Annotated in this window: 20 protein-coding genes; 12 read left to right on the top strand and 8 right to left on the bottom strand. The window is 36.0% G+C overall.

Translation table 11 applies throughout. The annotated features are described in order from the left end of the window. On the bottom strand, nucleotides 1-177 hold a 177-nt coding region (locus BAU27_RS05275; RefSeq protein ID WP_139254605.1), incomplete at its 3' end, for an exosporium leader peptide-containing protein. 165 nt (nucleotides 178-342) lie between these two features. Between BAU27_RS05275 and BAU27_RS05270 the strand changes: the two genes are divergently transcribed. The 10 genes from BAU27_RS05270 (at nucleotide 343) to BAU27_RS05225 (ending at nucleotide 8372) form a co-directional block, all read left to right on the top strand. Continuing rightward, nucleotides 343-1440 carry a glycosyltransferase gene (locus tag BAU27_RS05270; RefSeq protein ID WP_071770298.1) on the top strand — a complete coding sequence of 366 codons (1098 nt, stop codon included), beginning with the start codon at nucleotides 343-345 and terminating at the stop codon, nucleotides 1438-1440. A gap of 146 nt (nucleotides 1441-1586) precedes the next feature. Continuing rightward, nucleotides 1587-2276, top strand: a complete 690-nt coding sequence (locus tag BAU27_RS05265) for a class I SAM-dependent methyltransferase (protein WP_071770294.1) — start codon at nucleotides 1587-1589, stop codon at nucleotides 2274-2276. Next, nucleotides 2273-2959 (top strand): glycosyltransferase family protein, encoded by a 687-nt coding sequence (locus tag BAU27_RS05260; protein WP_071744658.1) that lies wholly within the window; start codon nucleotides 2273-2275, stop codon nucleotides 2957-2959. Before BAU27_RS05265 ends, BAU27_RS05260 begins: the two co-directional genes overlap by 4 nt. A gap of 13 nt (nucleotides 2960-2972) precedes the next feature. Next, complete coding sequence (locus BAU27_RS05255) at nucleotides 2973-3653, top strand: glycosyltransferase family protein (protein WP_071744659.1); 681 nt, start codon at nucleotides 2973-2975, stop codon at nucleotides 3651-3653. A 14-nt stretch (nucleotides 3654-3667) separates the two neighbouring features. Beyond that, the gene (locus tag BAU27_RS05250) at nucleotides 3668-4405 is read left to right on the top strand and encodes a sugar phosphate nucleotidyltransferase (protein WP_071770293.1); all 738 of its coding nucleotides are present in this window, start codon (nucleotides 3668-3670) and stop codon (nucleotides 4403-4405) included. An 8-nt stretch (nucleotides 4406-4413) separates the two neighbouring features. Then, nucleotides 4414-4959 (top strand): dTDP-4-dehydrorhamnose 3,5-epimerase, encoded by a 546-nt coding sequence (gene rfbC / locus BAU27_RS05245; protein ID WP_071770292.1) that lies wholly within the window; start codon nucleotides 4414-4416, stop codon nucleotides 4957-4959. 15 nt (nucleotides 4960-4974) lie between these two features. Next, nucleotides 4975-5946 (top strand): dTDP-glucose 4,6-dehydratase, encoded by a 972-nt coding sequence (gene rfbB, locus BAU27_RS05240; protein ID WP_071770291.1) that lies wholly within the window; start codon nucleotides 4975-4977, stop codon nucleotides 5944-5946. A gap of 17 nt (nucleotides 5947-5963) precedes the next feature. Beyond that, complete coding sequence (rfbD, locus tag BAU27_RS05235; RefSeq protein WP_071770290.1) at nucleotides 5964-6818, top strand: dTDP-4-dehydrorhamnose reductase; 855 nt, start codon at nucleotides 5964-5966, stop codon at nucleotides 6816-6818. 108 nt (nucleotides 6819-6926) lie between these two features. Further along, entirely contained in the window at nucleotides 6927-7697 is a 771-nt protein-coding gene (fabI, locus tag BAU27_RS05230) for an enoyl-ACP reductase FabI (RefSeq protein WP_000421885.1), read from the top strand. Nucleotides 7698-7838: 141 nt separating this feature from the next. Further along, on the top strand, nucleotides 7839-8372 hold the full coding sequence (locus tag BAU27_RS05225) for a CotO family spore coat protein (RefSeq protein WP_083595874.1): 534 nt from the start codon (nucleotides 7839-7841) through the stop codon (nucleotides 8370-8372). A gap of 56 nt (nucleotides 8373-8428) precedes the next feature. On the opposite strand, the gene exsY is transcribed toward BAU27_RS05225, so the two are convergent. Next, nucleotides 8429-8887, bottom strand: coding sequence for an exosporium assembly protein ExsY (gene exsY, locus BAU27_RS05220; RefSeq protein WP_071770288.1), 459 nt, complete (start codon nucleotides 8885-8887; stop codon nucleotides 8429-8431). A 125-nt stretch (nucleotides 8888-9012) separates the two neighbouring features. On the opposite strand from exsY, the gene BAU27_RS05215 reads away from it, so the two are divergent. After that, nucleotides 9013-9372, top strand: coding sequence for a DUF1360 domain-containing protein (locus BAU27_RS05215; protein ID WP_071744666.1), 360 nt, complete (start codon nucleotides 9013-9015; stop codon nucleotides 9370-9372). Between the two features lie 101 nt (nucleotides 9373-9473). After that, the gene (locus BAU27_RS05210) at nucleotides 9474-9659 is read left to right on the top strand and encodes a cytochrome C oxidase subunit III (RefSeq protein ID WP_071770297.1); all 186 of its coding nucleotides are present in this window, start codon (nucleotides 9474-9476) and stop codon (nucleotides 9657-9659) included. A 77-nt stretch (nucleotides 9660-9736) separates the two neighbouring features. On the opposite strand, the gene exsF is transcribed toward BAU27_RS05210, so the two are convergent. The 6 genes from exsF to BAU27_RS05180 all read right to left on the bottom strand — a co-directional run bounded on the left by exsF (nucleotide 9737) and on the right by BAU27_RS05180 (nucleotide 15090). Further along, the gene (exsF, locus tag BAU27_RS05205; protein WP_071770287.1) at nucleotides 9737-10240 is read right to left on the bottom strand and encodes an exosporium protein ExsF; all 504 of its coding nucleotides are present in this window, start codon (nucleotides 10238-10240) and stop codon (nucleotides 9737-9739) included. A 167-nt stretch (nucleotides 10241-10407) separates the two neighbouring features. Then, on the bottom strand, nucleotides 10408-10878 hold the full coding sequence (locus tag BAU27_RS05200) for a CotY/CotZ family spore coat protein (protein ID WP_071770286.1): 471 nt from the start codon (nucleotides 10876-10878) through the stop codon (nucleotides 10408-10410). 142 nt (nucleotides 10879-11020) lie between these two features. Continuing rightward, nucleotides 11021-13087: an ATP-dependent helicase gene (locus BAU27_RS05195; protein WP_071770285.1), complete on the bottom strand. Its 2067-nt coding sequence runs from the start codon at nucleotides 13085-13087 to the stop codon at nucleotides 11021-11023. Nucleotides 13088-13322: 235 nt separating this feature from the next. Beyond that, nucleotides 13323-13745 (bottom strand): GNAT family N-acetyltransferase, encoded by a 423-nt coding sequence (locus BAU27_RS05190; RefSeq protein WP_071744671.1) that lies wholly within the window; start codon nucleotides 13743-13745, stop codon nucleotides 13323-13325. Nucleotide 13746: 1 nt separating this feature from the next. Beyond that, nucleotides 13747-14265, bottom strand: a complete 519-nt coding sequence (locus BAU27_RS05185; protein ID WP_000765866.1) for a YjcG family protein — start codon at nucleotides 14263-14265, stop codon at nucleotides 13747-13749. Between the two features lie 93 nt (nucleotides 14266-14358). Next, nucleotides 14359-15090, bottom strand: coding sequence for an alpha/beta hydrolase (locus tag BAU27_RS05180; protein WP_001076836.1), 732 nt, complete (start codon nucleotides 15088-15090; stop codon nucleotides 14359-14361). Between the last annotated feature and the right edge of the window lie 166 nt (nucleotides 15091-15256).

The raw sequence follows: 15256 nt of genomic DNA, 5'->3' as shown, positions 1-15256 counted from the left end.
ACCAGCTGGCCCAGTCGGTCCGGTCGGCCCAGTTGGTCCAGTGGCACCAGTCGGCCCTGTAGGAAGGGTAAACGGCGGTATTGGCGGTAAAGTCGGTCCTACAAGATTAGGATCAAATGCACTAGCGGATAATAATTCATCGGGATTTAAGCCATCTGAATAATTATTATTTGACATAAATTCACCTCCATAAAGCTTTCATTATATAGTAGATGCAAAGTCGTAAGAAAATGACACAGACATTTGAATTATTGAAAAGAATTCTAAAATGGCTTGAACAATATAAAAAAGTGGAAAGTTTTGTATTTGTATAACATATGATTGAGTTGGAAGAAGGTGATTATATTGAACAAGCAAGGCATTACAATTAGTTTATGTATGATAGTTCGGGATGAGGAAAAGACAATAGCTCGATGTTTGGATGCGATTGGAAAAATTGTTGATGAAATTGTAGTAGTTGATACAGGTTCTGTTGATCAAACGAAAGAAATTGTAGAGAAATACACTCCTAATATATATGATTTCCAATGGATTGATGATTTTGCGGCAGCTAGAAATTTTTCTTTTTCAAAAGCGACGCAAGAATATATATTGTGGCTAGATGCAGATGACGTATTATTAGAGGATGCTCAAGAAGCATTGAAACTTTTAAAAAGGGAATTAGATTCTAAAGTAGATGCTGTTTCGATGCCGTATCATCTTGTAATGGATTCTAACGGGAAACCCCTTTATTGCACAAAAAGATATCGACTTGTAAAGCGTGAAAAACAGTTTCAATGGTTTGGTAAGGTACATGAGTATTTAGCTGTTTCCGGTGAAATCTATAATAGTAACGTTGCTGTTACACATAAAAAGGAAAAGGAAGTGACGGATCGTAATTTGAAGATTTTTCAAAATACTGTAGCAGTAGGAGAAGAATTGAGTACAAGAGATTTGTTTTATTACGCGAATGAGTCTATGGATAACGAAAAATTTAACGATGCGGTTCTTCTCTATGAAACATTTCTAAATCAAGACGAAGGATGGTATGAAGAGAAAATTTATGCGTGCGGTAAGTTAGGGGATTGTTATGCAAAGCTCGGAATGTGGGAGAAGGCAATTGAATCTTGTGTAAAGTCGTTTCGGTACGATATCCCTAGAGGAGAGAATTGTACAAGAATAGGATATATATACATGGAACAACAAAAATATAATGAGGCGAACTTTTGGTTTAAACTAGCAACGGAAGTACCACTAGCAGCGGATAGTCCATTTCACAGTCCAGCCAGCTACACATGGCTTCCATATTTGCAAATGTGTATTTGCTATAGCAAGTTAGGAGAGCAAGACAAAGCTTATTATTACAATGAATTAGCAGCTTCTTACGTTCCGAATAATGCTGCAATCGAATATAACCGCAAATATTTTCGAGGTATTTTTGATAAACAATATAAAGTGTAATGTAGGCTGTTTTTAGGAAATACCTTGTTATTATTCTAATGATGATAGATTGGCTATATATTAGAGTATTAGTAATGAAATCGGTAGAGGTGACATCTTTTGTAAGATGTATATTTCAAATTCAATTTGCATAAGGAGTGTGTGAAATGAATCGCGAAAAAAGTTCTTTATATGAAAAAAAATCCGATTATTATTATAATGCAGCGAATCCGAATGTATTAAAGCACATAAAAAAGGAATGGAAAGAAGTTCTTGATATTGGTTGCTCTAGTGGTGCATTAGGAGCGGTTATAAAAGAAAATGGCACACGTGTATCAGGTATTGAGGCATTTCCAGAAGCAGCGGAAAAAGCAAAAGAAAAGCTGGATCATGTTGTTTTAGGTGATATAGAGACAATGGATATGCCATATGAGGAGGAGCAATTTGATTGCGTCATATTTGGGGATGTATTAGAGCATTTATTCGATCCGTGGGCTGTAATAGAAAAAGTAAAACCATATATAAAACAAAATGGTGTAATTTTAGCTAGTATACCAAATGTTGCTCACATTTCAGTATTAGCTCCCTTACTTTCTGGAAATTGGACGTATACAGAATATGGCTTACTAGATAAAAAGCACGTACGCTTCTTTACTTTTAATGAAATGCTAAGAATGTTTTTAAAAGCAGGATATTCTATTAATAAAGTAGATCGTGTATATATTGACCATAAAAAGTATGAGCCACTTATTGAAGAGTTATATGGAATTTGTAAAAAATATCGTCTTGGAAGTGGCTTCATGGCTGAGACGGTTGTGTTTCAATATATTATTGAAGCAGAAAAATCACAAGTATGAGTACTGCCGAAAAAACAATATTATTTGTTACGTGTATAAATGATCGGAAATTGTATGCACAATGTGTGCGACATATATTGCAATTGGCAGTACCTCCTGGGTATCTTGTACAATTTATGCCGATTCGAAATGCAAAAAGTATGACGAGCGGATACAATCAAGCCATTTCACATCCGGCGAAGTATAAAGTGTATTTGCACCAAGATGTTTTTATTATAAATGGAGCTTTTTTATATGGATTAATTCAATTATTTGAGGAACATGAACACCTTGGGATGATTGGGATGGTAGGAGCGCAATATGTTCCTCCAACTGGCGTATGGAATGAAGGGCGTGGGATTGTTGGAAAAGTCATTGGTTATATGAACGATTTGTTTTATATGGCAGGTTTAGAGCAACCATTTCATGAATCAAAAACGTTTATCCCTGTTGAATGTATTGACGGTTTATTGATGGCGACACAATACGATATTCCATGGCGAGAAGACTTATTTGACGGGTTTGATTTCTATGATGTATCTCAATCATTTGAATTTAAAAAAGCAGGATATACAATCGGTGTACCTGTACAACGTGATGCGTGGTGTATTCATTATCATTTCGATGTGAATATGACGAACTATGAAAAGCATAGGAAAGTATTTGTGGAGCACTATATGTCAGATGTAAATAAGGAAGAATAAAGGGGCTACAAAAATGAAAGATCATACAATATTAGTCGTTGTTTGTATAAATAATGAAGAGCTTTTCAAGCAATGCGAGAGACAAATAAGAAATATTTTTGTTCCCCCTGGTTATGTTGTGCAAATTTTTCCGATACGAGATGCAAAAAGTATGGCAAGTGCGTACAACCGAGTACTTTCATATCCGGCGAAGTATAAAGTATATATACATCAAGATACTTATCTTATTAATCGGGAGATGTTTTATACACTCATTTCTCTTTTTAAAGATAATGAAAAGCTTGGTTTAATTGGAGTAGCTGGTGCGCAATTTTTACCGAGTAATGGGATATGGTGGGAAGGAAAAAATTTAGTAGGGAAAGTGATTGAGTACAGAAGACAGAATTATCAATTATTAAATTTAGACCAGGAGTATTATGGAAATAAGTCATTTATGTCAGTTCAGGCAATTGATGGTTTGCTAATGGCAACGCAGTTTGATATTCCGTGGCGCGAAGATTTGTTTCAAGGATTCCACTTTTATGATGTGTCACAGTCTTTAGAGTTTCAAAAGGCTGGTTATTTAGTAGGTATCCCTAATCAAGCAAATCTATGGTGTATTCATTACAACGGAGATGAATTTGATGCGGATATATACGAGAAGTACCGGAAAGTGTTTGTAGAACATTATAAAGATATATTATCTCCATCGTAAGGGAGAGATGCAGGGTGAAAGGAATTATTTTAGCAGGTGGTACTGGATCGAGACTATATCCAATAACGAAAGTAACAAATAAACATTTGCTTCCTGTTGGGCGGTATCCAATGATTTATCATGCGGTATATAAGATGAAACAATGTGAGATTACAGATATTATGATTATTACAGGCAAAGAACATATGGGAGATGTTGTTAGTTTCTTAGGAAGTGGTCACGAATTTGGTGTGTCCTTTACGTATCGTGTGCAAGATAAAGCGGGCGGAATTGCACAAGCGTTAGGGCTTTGTGAGGATTTTATTGGGAACGATCGCATGGTAGTTATATTAGGAGATAATATTTTTTCAGATAATATTCGTCCATATGTTGAAGAGTTTACAAAGCAAAAAGAAGGTGCAAAAGTACTGCTTCAATCTGTAGAAGATCCTGAACGATTTGGCGTAGCGCATATTCAAAACAAAAAAATAATTGAAATTGAAGAAAAGCCGAAAAAGCCGAAAAGCTCCTATGCTGTTACGGGAATTTATTTGTATGATTCGAAAGTTTTTGCTTTTATAAAAGAATTAAAACCTTCCGCAAGGGGAGAACTTGAAATTACAGATATAAATAATTGGTATTTAAAACGAGGGATACTTACTTATAACGAAATGAGCGGCTGGTGGACGGATGCGGGAACTCATGCTTCTCTTCAAAGGGCGAATACGTTAGCCCGAGATATAAACCTTGGAAAACAGTTTAACGGAGAATAGGTGAAAATATGAGAGTTATAGAAACAAATTTTACCGATGCGAAATTGTTAGAACCGAGGTTATTTGGAGATGATCGAGGATTTTTTACAGAAAGTTATAATCAGAAGGTGCTAGAAACATTAGGGATTACGTATTCATTTGTACAGGATAACGTGTCTTATTCGGTTAGGTCGGGAACGATTCGGGGATTACACTTTCAAAAAAATCCGAAAGCACAAACGAAACTCATTCAAGTTATGCAAGGGGCAATTTATGATGTTATCGTAGACTTACGAAAAGAATCACCAACATTTAAACAGTGGAAAGGGTATATTTTAAGTGCGGATAACCACCGGCAATTATTGGTGCCAAAAGGATTTGCGCACGGGTTTTGTACGCTTGTTCCACATACTATTGTTATGTATAAAGTAGATGAGTATTATAGTGCACAGCATGACTCGGGATTACTTTGGGAGGATAAAGAATTAGCAATTCCATGGCCGGTAACAGATCCTATTTTATCTGATAAGGATCGAATATTACCATCACTTCAGGAATATGAAGATAGTTTTTAAGTAGGAGAGTTGTTTATGAATATATTAATAACAGGTGGAGCTGGATTTATTGGAAGTAATTTTGTTCATTACATGCTGCAAAGCTATGAAACATATAAAATCATTAATTTCGATGCATTAACATATAGCGGGAATTTGAATAATGTAAAGTCTATTCAAGAGCATCCTAATTACTCTTTTGTAAAAGGGAAAATTCAAAATGGAGAGCTGCTGGAGCATGTTATTAAAGAGCGTGATGTGCAAGTAATTGTTAATTTTGCAGCTGAATCACATGTGGACCGTAGTATTGAAAATCCGATTCCCTTTTACGATACGAATGTAATCGGGACAGTCACTTTATTAGAATTAGTGAAAAAGTATCCGCATATTAAGTTCGTGCAAGTATCAACAGATGAAGTATACGGTTCTTTAGGGAAAACAGGAAAGTTTACTGAGGAAACCCCCTTAGCTCCAAATAGTCCGTATTCTTCAAGTAAGGCGAGCTCAGATGTGATAGCTTTATCTTATTATAAAACATATCAATTGCCAGTTATAGTAACGCGTTGTTCCAATAATTATGGACCGTACCAATATCCTGAAAAGTTAATTCCATTAATGGTTACGAATGCACTGGAAGGGAAAAAACTACCGTTATATGGTGATGGCTTAAATATAAGAGACTGGTTACATGTAACAGATCATTGTCGTGCGATTGATATTGTTTTGCATAAGGGACGTGTAGGAGAAGTATATAACATAGGTGGAAATAACGAAAAAACGAATGTAGAAGTTGTGGAACAAATTATTACTCTCTTAGGAAAAACAAAAAAAGACATTGAATATGTTAGGGACCGTTTAGGGCACGATCGCCGTTATGCGATTGATGCAGAGAAAATGAAGAACGAATTTGATTGGGAACCGAAGTATACGTTCGAACAAGGATTACAAGAGACGGTGCATTGGTATGAAAAGAATAAGGAATGGTGGAAGCCACTAAAAGAACAGTAACAGTAAGGGGCATGTAAATGAAAGAGCGAGTTATCATAACAGGAGCAAATGGTCAATTAGGAAAGCAACTGCAAGAAGAGTTAAATCCTGAAGAATATGACATATATCCATTTGATAAAAAGTTACTAGATGTAACAAATATATCCCGAGTTCAGCAAGTGGTACAAGAAATAAATCCACATATAATTATTCATTGTGCAGCGTATACGGAGGTTGATCATGCTGAGAAAGAACAGGATCTTGCTTATTTAATCAATGCAATAGGAGCTCGAAATATAGCGGTTGCTTCACAATTAGTAGGAGCAAAGTTAGTTTATATTAGTACCGATTATGTATTCCAGGGCGACAGACCGGATGGATACGATGAATTTTATAGTCCAGCGCCGATAAATATATACGGAGCTTCTAAGTATGCGGGGGAGCAGTTCGTCAAAGAGTTACATAATAAATATTTTATCGTTCGTACATCGTGGCTATATGGTAAGTATGGAAATAATTTTGTGAAGACAATGATGCGATTAGGTAAGGAAAGAGAAGAACTATCTGTTGTAGCGGATCAAATCGGTTCTCCTACGTATGTGGCAGATTTAAATATGATTATTAATAAGCTCATTCATACTTCTTTATACGGTACGTATCATGTATCAAATAGAGGCTCATGTTCTTGGTTTGAATTTGCTCAAAGAATATTTTTGTATGCAAATATGAAAGTGAATGTATTACCTGTTTCAACCGAAGAATTTGGATCGGCGGCTGCAAGGCCAAAATATTCTATCTTTCAACATAGTATGCTCAGGTTAAATGGTTTTGCACAAATGCCTTCTTGGGAAGAAGGATTAGAGCGTTTTTTTATAGAAACAAAAAGTCATTAACAAATTTATGTTAATGACTTTTTTGTTTGCCTTTAAGCGGTTTTATGGTACTATAATCATAGTATCAGGTACTAATAACAAGTATAAGTATTTCTGGGAGGATATATCATGGAACTATTACAAGGGAAAACATTTGTTGTTATGGGCGTTGCGAACCAAAGAAGTATTGCATGGGGAATTGCTCGCTCTTTGCATAATGCAGGTGCAAAATTAATCTTCACATATGCAGGAGAACGTTTAGAAAGAAACGTTCGTGAATTAGCGGACACATTAGAAGGACAAGAATCACTTGTATTACCTTGTGATGTAACGAATGATGAAGAACTGACAGCTTGCTTTGAAACGATTAAGCAAGAAGTTGGTACAATTCACGGTGTTGCACACTGTATTGCTTTTGCAAATCGTGACGATTTAAAAGGTGAATTTGTAGATACTTCTCGCGATGGATTTTTACTTGCACAAAATATTAGTGCATTCTCTTTAACAGCTGTAGCAAGAGAAGCGAAGAAAGTAATGACAGAAGGCGGAAATATTTTAACTTTAACATACCTTGGTGGCGAGCGCGTTGTGAAAAACTATAACGTTATGGGTGTTGCGAAAGCTTCATTAGAAGCGAGCGTGAAATATTTAGCGAACGATTTAGGTCAACATGGCATTCGCGTTAACGCTATTTCTGCAGGACCAATTCGTACGTTATCTGCGAAGGGCGTAGGCGATTTCAACTCAATCTTAAGAGAAATCGAAGAGCGTGCACCACTGCGTCGTACAACAACTCCAGAAGAAGTTGGCGATACAGCGGTATTCTTATTCAGTGATTTAGCACGCGGCGTAACAGGAGAAAACATTCACGTTGATTCAGGATATCATATTTTAGGATAAATATAATATTAATTTTTAAAGGACAATCTCTAAATGTTGAGATTGTCCTTTTTATTTGTTCTTGGAAAGAACGATTTTTAACGAAAGTTCTTACCACGTTATGAATATAACTATAATAGTACACGATTTATTCAGCTACGTATGGAAGTGGGAGGGACGAGTGTGAAGAATAAAAATAAAAGTTCAACAGTTGGAAAACCGTTGTTATATATTACGCAAGTAAATTTAGAACTTGCTGCACCGAAAATAAAAAGAATTATCTTAACAAACTTTGAAAATGAGGATCAAAAAGAGGAAAGTAATAGAAACGAAAATGTTGTAAGTAGTGCTGTGGAAGAGGTAATAGAACAACAACAAGAAGAGCAGCAAGTAGAAGAAAAAATAGAAGAAGCGGAGCAAGTACAAGAGCAGCAAGAACAGCAAGAGCCAGTGAGAACAGTCCCATATAATAAATCATTTAAGGATATGAATAATGAAGAAAAAATTTACTTTTTATTAAACCGCCCTCATTATATTCCAAAAGTAAGGTGCAGAATAAAAACAGTGACGGTCTCATATGTCGGATCGATAATATCGTATCGAAAGGGGGTCGTATCAATTATGCCGCCAAATAGTATGAGAGATATTAGGTTATCTATAGAAGATATAAAATCAATTGATATGGCCGGTTTATAAATATGTAAAGGTGGTAGAAGGATTCTACCACCCCAATAGTTTTTTGTTTTACTTATTTAGATAGAAACGTCGCGTAAGCACTGAATAGCACAGAAACAGCTTAAATCAACAGTAAGGCAAGTAGATGTCGATTTTAATCTCGCATTTGGAACATTTAAAAACGTACAAATTGGATCGTCACCAGGTGGTACAGAAGAACCATCACCTAATACTACAGTTAATACACGTAGTACAGCGCAGCTATCATCATCTACGCTCTCAACACGTAAAATTGGAGATCTACAGCTAGAAAGACTTCCTGATGGTGCAAAAGCTTCAAAAGGTTCTCCAGCTTTTGTGTATAAAATAAAAGGGCGTGTATTTGCTACTGATGCAGTATTGTGTGCTCCTAAAAATGGGATTTCACAACCAGATCCACACGTTGTAGTAGAACAATCTTGTAGTTCATTGATGAATTTTACAACGTCAACCACACAATGTGAAGAGCTATGGTGTTTATTTTCGTTACAACTCATTAATGTCACTCCTTATCTTCTTGTTTGTATTTACATTAATAAGATATTGGAGTCGAGGAGATTTGGTCACAATCTCAAGACCTTTTTTTTTAAATAGGCGAAAGAAGATAAGGGAAGGTGGAAACATGCTGTTTACAAGTTGGCTTTTATTTTTTATTTTCGCATTAGCTGCTTTTAGGCTTACTCGTTTAATTGTTTATGATAAAATTACAGCCTTTTTGCGAAGACCGTTTATTGATGAATTAGAGATTACAGAGCCTGATGGAAGTGTATCAACGTTTACAAAAGTAAAAGGTAAAGGATTAAGAAAATGGATTGGCGAATTATTAAGCTGTTATTGGTGTACAGGTGTATGGGTTAGTGCTTTTTTATTAGTTTTATATAAGTGGATTCCTATCGTTGCAGAGCCGTTACTTGCATTATTAGCTATTGCAGGTGCAGCAGCGATCATTGAAACCGTAACAGGATATTTTATGGGAGAATAATATATTTTTATAATACGAGAAAAAGCGGAGTTTAAAAGAATGAGGGAACGGAAATAAGGAGTTGTTCATATAGTGAATAGACAGAATTGACAGTAGAGGAGATGTTTGCTGTGAGCAATAATCCAAGGCAAAATTTATATGACCTGCAGCAGTGGTATAATATACAGCAACAACACCAAGCACAACAACAAGCATATCAAGAACAATTGCAGCAACAAGGGTTTGTGAAAAAAAAGGGATGTAATTGTGGAAAAAAAAAGAACATAATAAAACAATATGAAGAATGAAACACTCATGTTACTGTGAGTGTTTTTTATTATACATATGAAAAGCGGTATTTCTAATACAGAAATACCGCTTTTTACTAGCTGATTTGTGAAACTGTTAATGCAGCAGCACGGATATCTACAGTTCCAATTAACTCAACTGGTACAATTTGAATTAAGTCACCAGGGTTTAAGTTAATAAGAATAACACCACTGGATACGTCTACTTCACCAGTACCGATAACGTTAGAACGAACCGCTGTACCTGATCCAGGAATAATGTTAGCCGGTGTACCTAATGATAAGAAGAAACGACCAGCTTCTGGTGCGGTAGGAACGTTATCAAGACTAATTGTTAATGTGTAACTGATTTGATAAATACCAGCTACTTGAATTCGAATGCCATCTCCGACACTTACTGTATTATTTATAACAGGAACAGTAATATTCGGGTTTGGGCTGACGCTAGGTAAAAGTAATGGTGTGAATAATGAAGCAAACTGAGGTGCAGAAGCGTTGAAAGCAAAACCGAAGGCAGGTAGTGTACTAGCTGGTTTTGCCTCGCAATCGATTTTAGTAAATTCGCAATCAGAAGAGAACATGTTTTTCACTCCTTTATCTGTTTCTACTTTCAGTTAATGAAAAGGACAGGTTCTATGTTCTAGACAAGTTCCCAATTTTATGAAAAAAACATAATAATACCTTTTAAGCATGGATTGGGTGGCAGAGTTTTCTGCCACCCAATCCATGCTTAAATCGTTATTTAGTTTTAAATCGTAACATCACGTAAGCATTGAATAGCGCAGAAACAACTTAAATCAACTGTCAGACAAGCAGGGGTCGATATTAATTTGGAATTTGGAACATTTAAAAACGCACAAACTGGATCGTCACCAGGTGGTACAGAGGAACCATCACCTAGCACTACCGCTAATGCACGTAGCACAGCACAATCATCATCATCAATGCTTTCAACGCGAAAAATTGGAGATCTACAGCTAACAAGACTTCCTGATGGTGCAAATGCTTCAAAAGGTGTTCCATCTTTTGTGTATAAAATAAAAGGGCGTGTATTTGCTACTGATGCAGTGTTATGTGCTCCTAAAAAGGGGACTTCGCAACCAGATCCGCATGTTGTAGTTGCACATTCTTGTAGTTCATGTATAAAACGAACGACATTAGATACACAGTTGAAATCACAATCATGGTGATGATGATCTTCATTACAATTGCAGCTCATTATGTTCACTCCTTATCGTGAGTTCTGACATACACTATTACAATATGAACGGGATATGATTGATATTACGTTAATTCTCAGGATAGAAACAGGGAATTTATATAGAGGGGATGTACATAACGTGATATGCAAAAAGACACCCTTATTTAATGGATGTCTTTTCAGGTAAATCTTTTCGCGTAGTATATAAAAAACGAGATATATCTAGTTTCTTTCCTCTAAAAAATTGCGGGGAGGAAATATAAAGCTCTTCTTTAGCGCGTGTAATGGCGACATAGAGTAATCGTCTTTCTTCTTCTAATGCTTCAGAAGTATCCGTCACACGGTCATTTGCATCTTTTAAAGAAGAAGTGTGCGGCAATATACCATCACTGGCACCAAGTAAAAAGACGCATGGAAACTCAAGGCCTTTCGCGTTATGAATTGACATAAGTGATACGGCATCTTTTTGCGGCATTGTTTTTAATGCTTCCATTTCTTTTTGACCTTGAATCGCCTCGTCAATAAATTGTAAGTAAGCTGGAATATCGGTGAAACGAGTTGCAGACTCCATTAATTCTTCTAACATTTCTTCTTGTATGTCTTTATGCATCGTAAAGGAAGAACGATCGTTACTTTGTAAGTACTCTAAATATTTTCCTTTACCATGAATAATTTCTTTTAATGCCTTTTTCGGTTCTAATTCTTTTATAAATTTAATAAAATCGATGCGCTCATTTACCTTTTTCACTTGAAAAGGTTTCAAGCTAGGATTTAATAATAAGAAATGAAGAAGAGAAGGGAAACGCCCTTCACCATATTTCCATTGCTCCCGTTCAATAAATGAAATACATTCATCACGGCCGATATACATCGTCGGCAATATGTTAGAAAGAGATTCTAGGCGAAACGGTTCTAGCACGAGTCGTAAATGATCTAATACAGGCTTAATTAAAGAGTGCTCGTAAAATGATTGACTCGCACCGTGTTTAATAAACGGGATTTTATGAATTGTAAGCTGATCAAGTAACGAACGGCTTACAGAATGTGTGCGATACAGTAAACAAAAATCTTTATAGTTTCGCTCACCGCTATCTACCTTCTCTTGAATGAGCTGCAAAATTTGATTTGCTTCATCAAGAGTTGTAGCTGGTCGTGCGTAAAATGGTTGTACACCTTCATCACGAACAGAATATAGCTCTTTATCAAAACGTTCTTGATTTAACTTGATAACTTCATTTCCAAGTCCGACGATAAATGGATTGGATCGATAATTCGTATTAAGCGCAATAATCGTTGTATTATCAAATTCTTTTGGAAAAGATAAAATAATTTGGTGACTTGCTCCTCGCCAGCCGTAAATCGCTTGATCGTCATCACCTGCGATAAATAAATTATTTCTTGGCGTGGCTAATAATTTTACAATTTCATATTGTGCATACGATGTATCTTGGAACTCATCTACTTCAATGTAGTGAAAACGTTGTTGCAATTGAGTAAGCAAAGGAGCATTATTTTCTAACATATAATACGTTTCTAATAAGATGTCGTCAAAATCGATATAATTGTATCGTTGTTTTACCTCTTCAAAACGTTCGTATACTTCTTTGAATTCTTGTTCAACCGGTGTCTTCGCTTTTACATCTTTCGGACGATTCAATTTGTTTTTCTCAAGTGAAATCATAGCGAGTATCGTTTCAGCATCATAATCGTCTTTTAAGCGCAATTCTTTCAAAATTTTCTTTATCATAATTTGTTTATGTTTTTCATTTGCTAAAATTTGCTGATTATATCCTTGACTACGAAGCAATTTTAAAAAGACAGAGTGGAATGTACCAGCAACAACATAGCTACTTGCAGCATGATTCATACCAGGCAAGTTTGCTACACGACTTCGGATTTCTTCAGCTGCTTTTTGTGTAAACGTAAGCAGTAAAATATTTCGCGGATGAACATGTTTTACATTAACTAAATAACCAACGCGAGTTGTTAAAACAGATGTTTTACCACTTCCAGCGCCAGCTAGTGTAAGAACAGGTCCTTCTGTCGTTTGCACTGCTTCTAATTGTTTTTCATTCAAATAAATACCTTGCTGTTCTAAAGCACGGAAGTACGCTGCATCTGCATCTTCCTCCATAATTAAATGGGTAGACGTTTTCGGAATATGATATGTCGCTTGCGGAATGCCAGCATGTGTTAACGATTTTTGTGAAAATTTTTCTTGTGTCATATATTCACCTTCAAAACTATAGCATCAACATTTAACTTTAGCGGAAGAAAAAGAAAATAGCAATGTAAAAAACAGGAGGGGTTACCTCCTGCTACAAATTTATCCCGCTATTTGCGGGCAGCAAAACTCCAAACTCAAAATTCAGGTGGGAGATCAACTGCCCGTAAACGCCCGATTGGTGAAGGCCGATAATCAGTGGGGGATGAACAAAACCCCCACTGATTAAAGTTTCACTTTATAATTCTTTTATCATTACGACGTGCGGGATATTGGCTTCCATAAACATATCAGAAGCTGTTACGTACCCTAGCTTTTTATAGAAAACTTCAGCATGTGTTTGGGCATGAAGTTTCAATTTCGGTAAAGACTCTTCCTTTGCGTATGCTTCAAGTGCATCCATAATGATTTTGCCAATTCCTTTTTTACGATGGGAAGCTAGTACACAAATGCGTTCCATTTTCCCAACTCCATCAACAATGCGAAAGCGACCTGCACCGACTGGAATGTCATTGTCATATACAACAACGTGCGCCGAAGTATCTTCAAATTCATCATATTCTTCTTCAGAAGAAACACGTTGCTCTTCCACAAAAACTTGTTTACGCACAGAGAATGCATCACTTAGCTGCTCATCTGTTTGTACGATTTGTGCGTGCAAATTAGTTGTTCTCCTTTCCAAGGTGGAATGTTTCATGTACAGTCCACGTTCCATTTTCTAATTGGTATAGAAGGTGGAAACGATCGATTGGTTGTTCATAATAGAAATCTTTCATACGTAATCGACCTAATACGTCAGCATGCTCTGCATCTGATAAGTCTTGACCGATTGTTAAATGAGGTACGAAAGAGTATTCACGCTCTTGTGTAAAGAAACCATTATGCATTTCTTCATTTAAGAAAGTTAGTTCAGGTGTTTTTTCTACTTTAAAATAAAGGACATTATTAACAGGTGCGAATGAACCGACTTTTCCAACATGAAGGGTGAAAGGGTTCGTTTTACTTGCGATTGTATGTAACTCGTTTACAATCGATTCTAGTTGATCATCTTGCGTCTCAAAGGGTGTTTTCAATGTAATATGTGGCGGAACTAATGCGTAGTGCGGATCATAACGTTTACGCAATCCGTTCGCTTTATCTTGAATCATTTTAGATGGAAAAATTACAATGCCTAATTTCATGTTCCAATTCCTCCCTTTGTAAGTCTAGTTAGATTTTGAGAAAAATAAATCTCTTTATCTATTATATCAAATTATTCTGAATACCGCTCTCTATTATTTCATTGATAGAATATGAGAGAAAGCTTTCGGTAAATCAGCTTGCCAATACTTCCAAGTGTGATTCCCTTCAAACTCTTCATAATGCGTGATGAAATTTCTATCTGTAAGAAGTTTATTTAACTCGCGATTTGGTTCTACGAAATCAGATACTTGTCCGTCTGTGCGCTTTACAGCTGTTTCTTCTGTCCCAATGACGTGATAAAGTTCTAACGCCTGTGGATCTTTGAAGTCTTTTGCTAAGTTCATGACTGTTTCATCAACAAATGGTGATTGCATAACGACTTTACCGAATGTATGCGGATACATAAGTGCAGTCATGAAAGAAACTGTACCGCCAAGAGAATCTCCAATTAAAACGCGTCCTTTACCCATTTGATACGTTGGATAATTTTCATCAATATATGGAGCAAGCTCGTGAGCAAGGAAACGAATGTAAGCAGCATTCTTTACATCATTTGGGAAATATTTTTCCTTACGATCGTGTACATTTTTATATGGAATACCGACAATAATTGTGCGGTCGATTTCTTCAGTTTCACGAAGACGCTCAATTACACGGTGCGCTTTACCAAGCTGAAAATAATCTCTACCATCTTGTGCAATAACAACCGTATGCTTATGGAGAGGTGTGTAATTTACTGGTAAATAAACAAGAAGTGTAAGTTCCTCTTGAAGTGATGTACTAAAAAATGAAATTTCTTCAATTCTCCCTATTGTTTGATTCATGTATATCCCCCTAAATAAAAATTTACTATGATTGTAAGAGCGACGCTTGTAGTGAAAAGGAAAGAAATAGTCACTAATAGGTGCCTCAATTTCTATTTTACCATAATGGTACGAAGAATCTAAAAAATTAGTATTTAAGTTATGAAAGAAAACGGATATAATGAAG

It is taken from the genome of Bacillus sp. NH11B, assembly GCF_001884205.1.
Taxonomy (GTDB): Bacteria; Bacillota; Bacilli; order Bacillales; family Bacillaceae_G; genus Bacillus_A; species Bacillus_A proteolyticus.
Note: the sequence above shows the minus strand (reverse complement) of the source record. Positions and strands in the feature narration are given on the sequence as shown.

Bases quoted from the DNA above. Each gene is read 5' to 3' on its own strand.
- fabI (WP_000421885.1), top strand. From the start codon at position 6,927: ATGGAACTATTACAAGGGAAAACATTTGTTGTTATGGGCGTTGCGAAC.
- BAU27_RS05185 (WP_000765866.1), bottom strand. From the start codon at position 14,265: ATGAAATTAGGCATTGTAATTTTTCCATCTAAAATGATTCAAGATAAA.
- rfbC (WP_071770292.1), top strand. From the start codon at position 4,414: ATGAGAGTTATAGAAACAAATTTTACCGATGCGAAATTGTTAGAACCG.
- BAU27_RS05210 (WP_071770297.1), top strand. From the start codon at position 9,474: ATGTTTGCTGTGAGCAATAATCCAAGGCAAAATTTATATGACCTGCAG.
- rfbD (WP_071770290.1), top strand. From the start codon at position 5,964: ATGAAAGAGCGAGTTATCATAACAGGAGCAAATGGTCAATTAGGAAAG.
- BAU27_RS05260 (WP_071744658.1), top strand. From the start codon at position 2,273: ATGAGTACTGCCGAAAAAACAATATTATTTGTTACGTGTATAAATGAT.
- BAU27_RS05265 (WP_071770294.1), top strand. From the start codon at position 1,587: ATGAATCGCGAAAAAAGTTCTTTATATGAAAAAAAATCCGATTATTAT.
- BAU27_RS05180 (WP_001076836.1), bottom strand. From the start codon at position 15,090: ATGAATCAAACAATAGGGAGAATTGAAGAAATTTCATTTTTTAGTACA.
- BAU27_RS05195 (WP_071770285.1), bottom strand. From the start codon at position 13,087: ATGACACAAGAAAAATTTTCACAAAAATCGTTAACACATGCTGGCATT.
- BAU27_RS05225 (WP_083595874.1), top strand. From the start codon at position 7,839: ATGGAAGTGGGAGGGACGAGTGTGAAGAATAAAAATAAAAGTTCAACA.
- BAU27_RS05215 (WP_071744666.1), top strand. From the start codon at position 9,013: ATGCTGTTTACAAGTTGGCTTTTATTTTTTATTTTCGCATTAGCTGCT.
- rfbB (WP_071770291.1), top strand. From the start codon at position 4,975: ATGAATATATTAATAACAGGTGGAGCTGGATTTATTGGAAGTAATTTT.
- BAU27_RS05200 (WP_071770286.1), bottom strand. From the start codon at position 10,878: ATGAGCTGCAATTGTAATGAAGATCATCATCACCATGATTGTGATTTC.
- exsY (WP_071770288.1), bottom strand. From the start codon at position 8,887: ATGAGTTGTAACGAAAATAAACACCATAGCTCTTCACATTGTGTGGTT.
- BAU27_RS05255 (WP_071744659.1), top strand. From the start codon at position 2,973: ATGAAAGATCATACAATATTAGTCGTTGTTTGTATAAATAATGAAGAG.
- exsF (WP_071770287.1), bottom strand. From the start codon at position 10,240: ATGTTCTCTTCTGATTGCGAATTTACTAAAATCGATTGCGAGGCAAAA.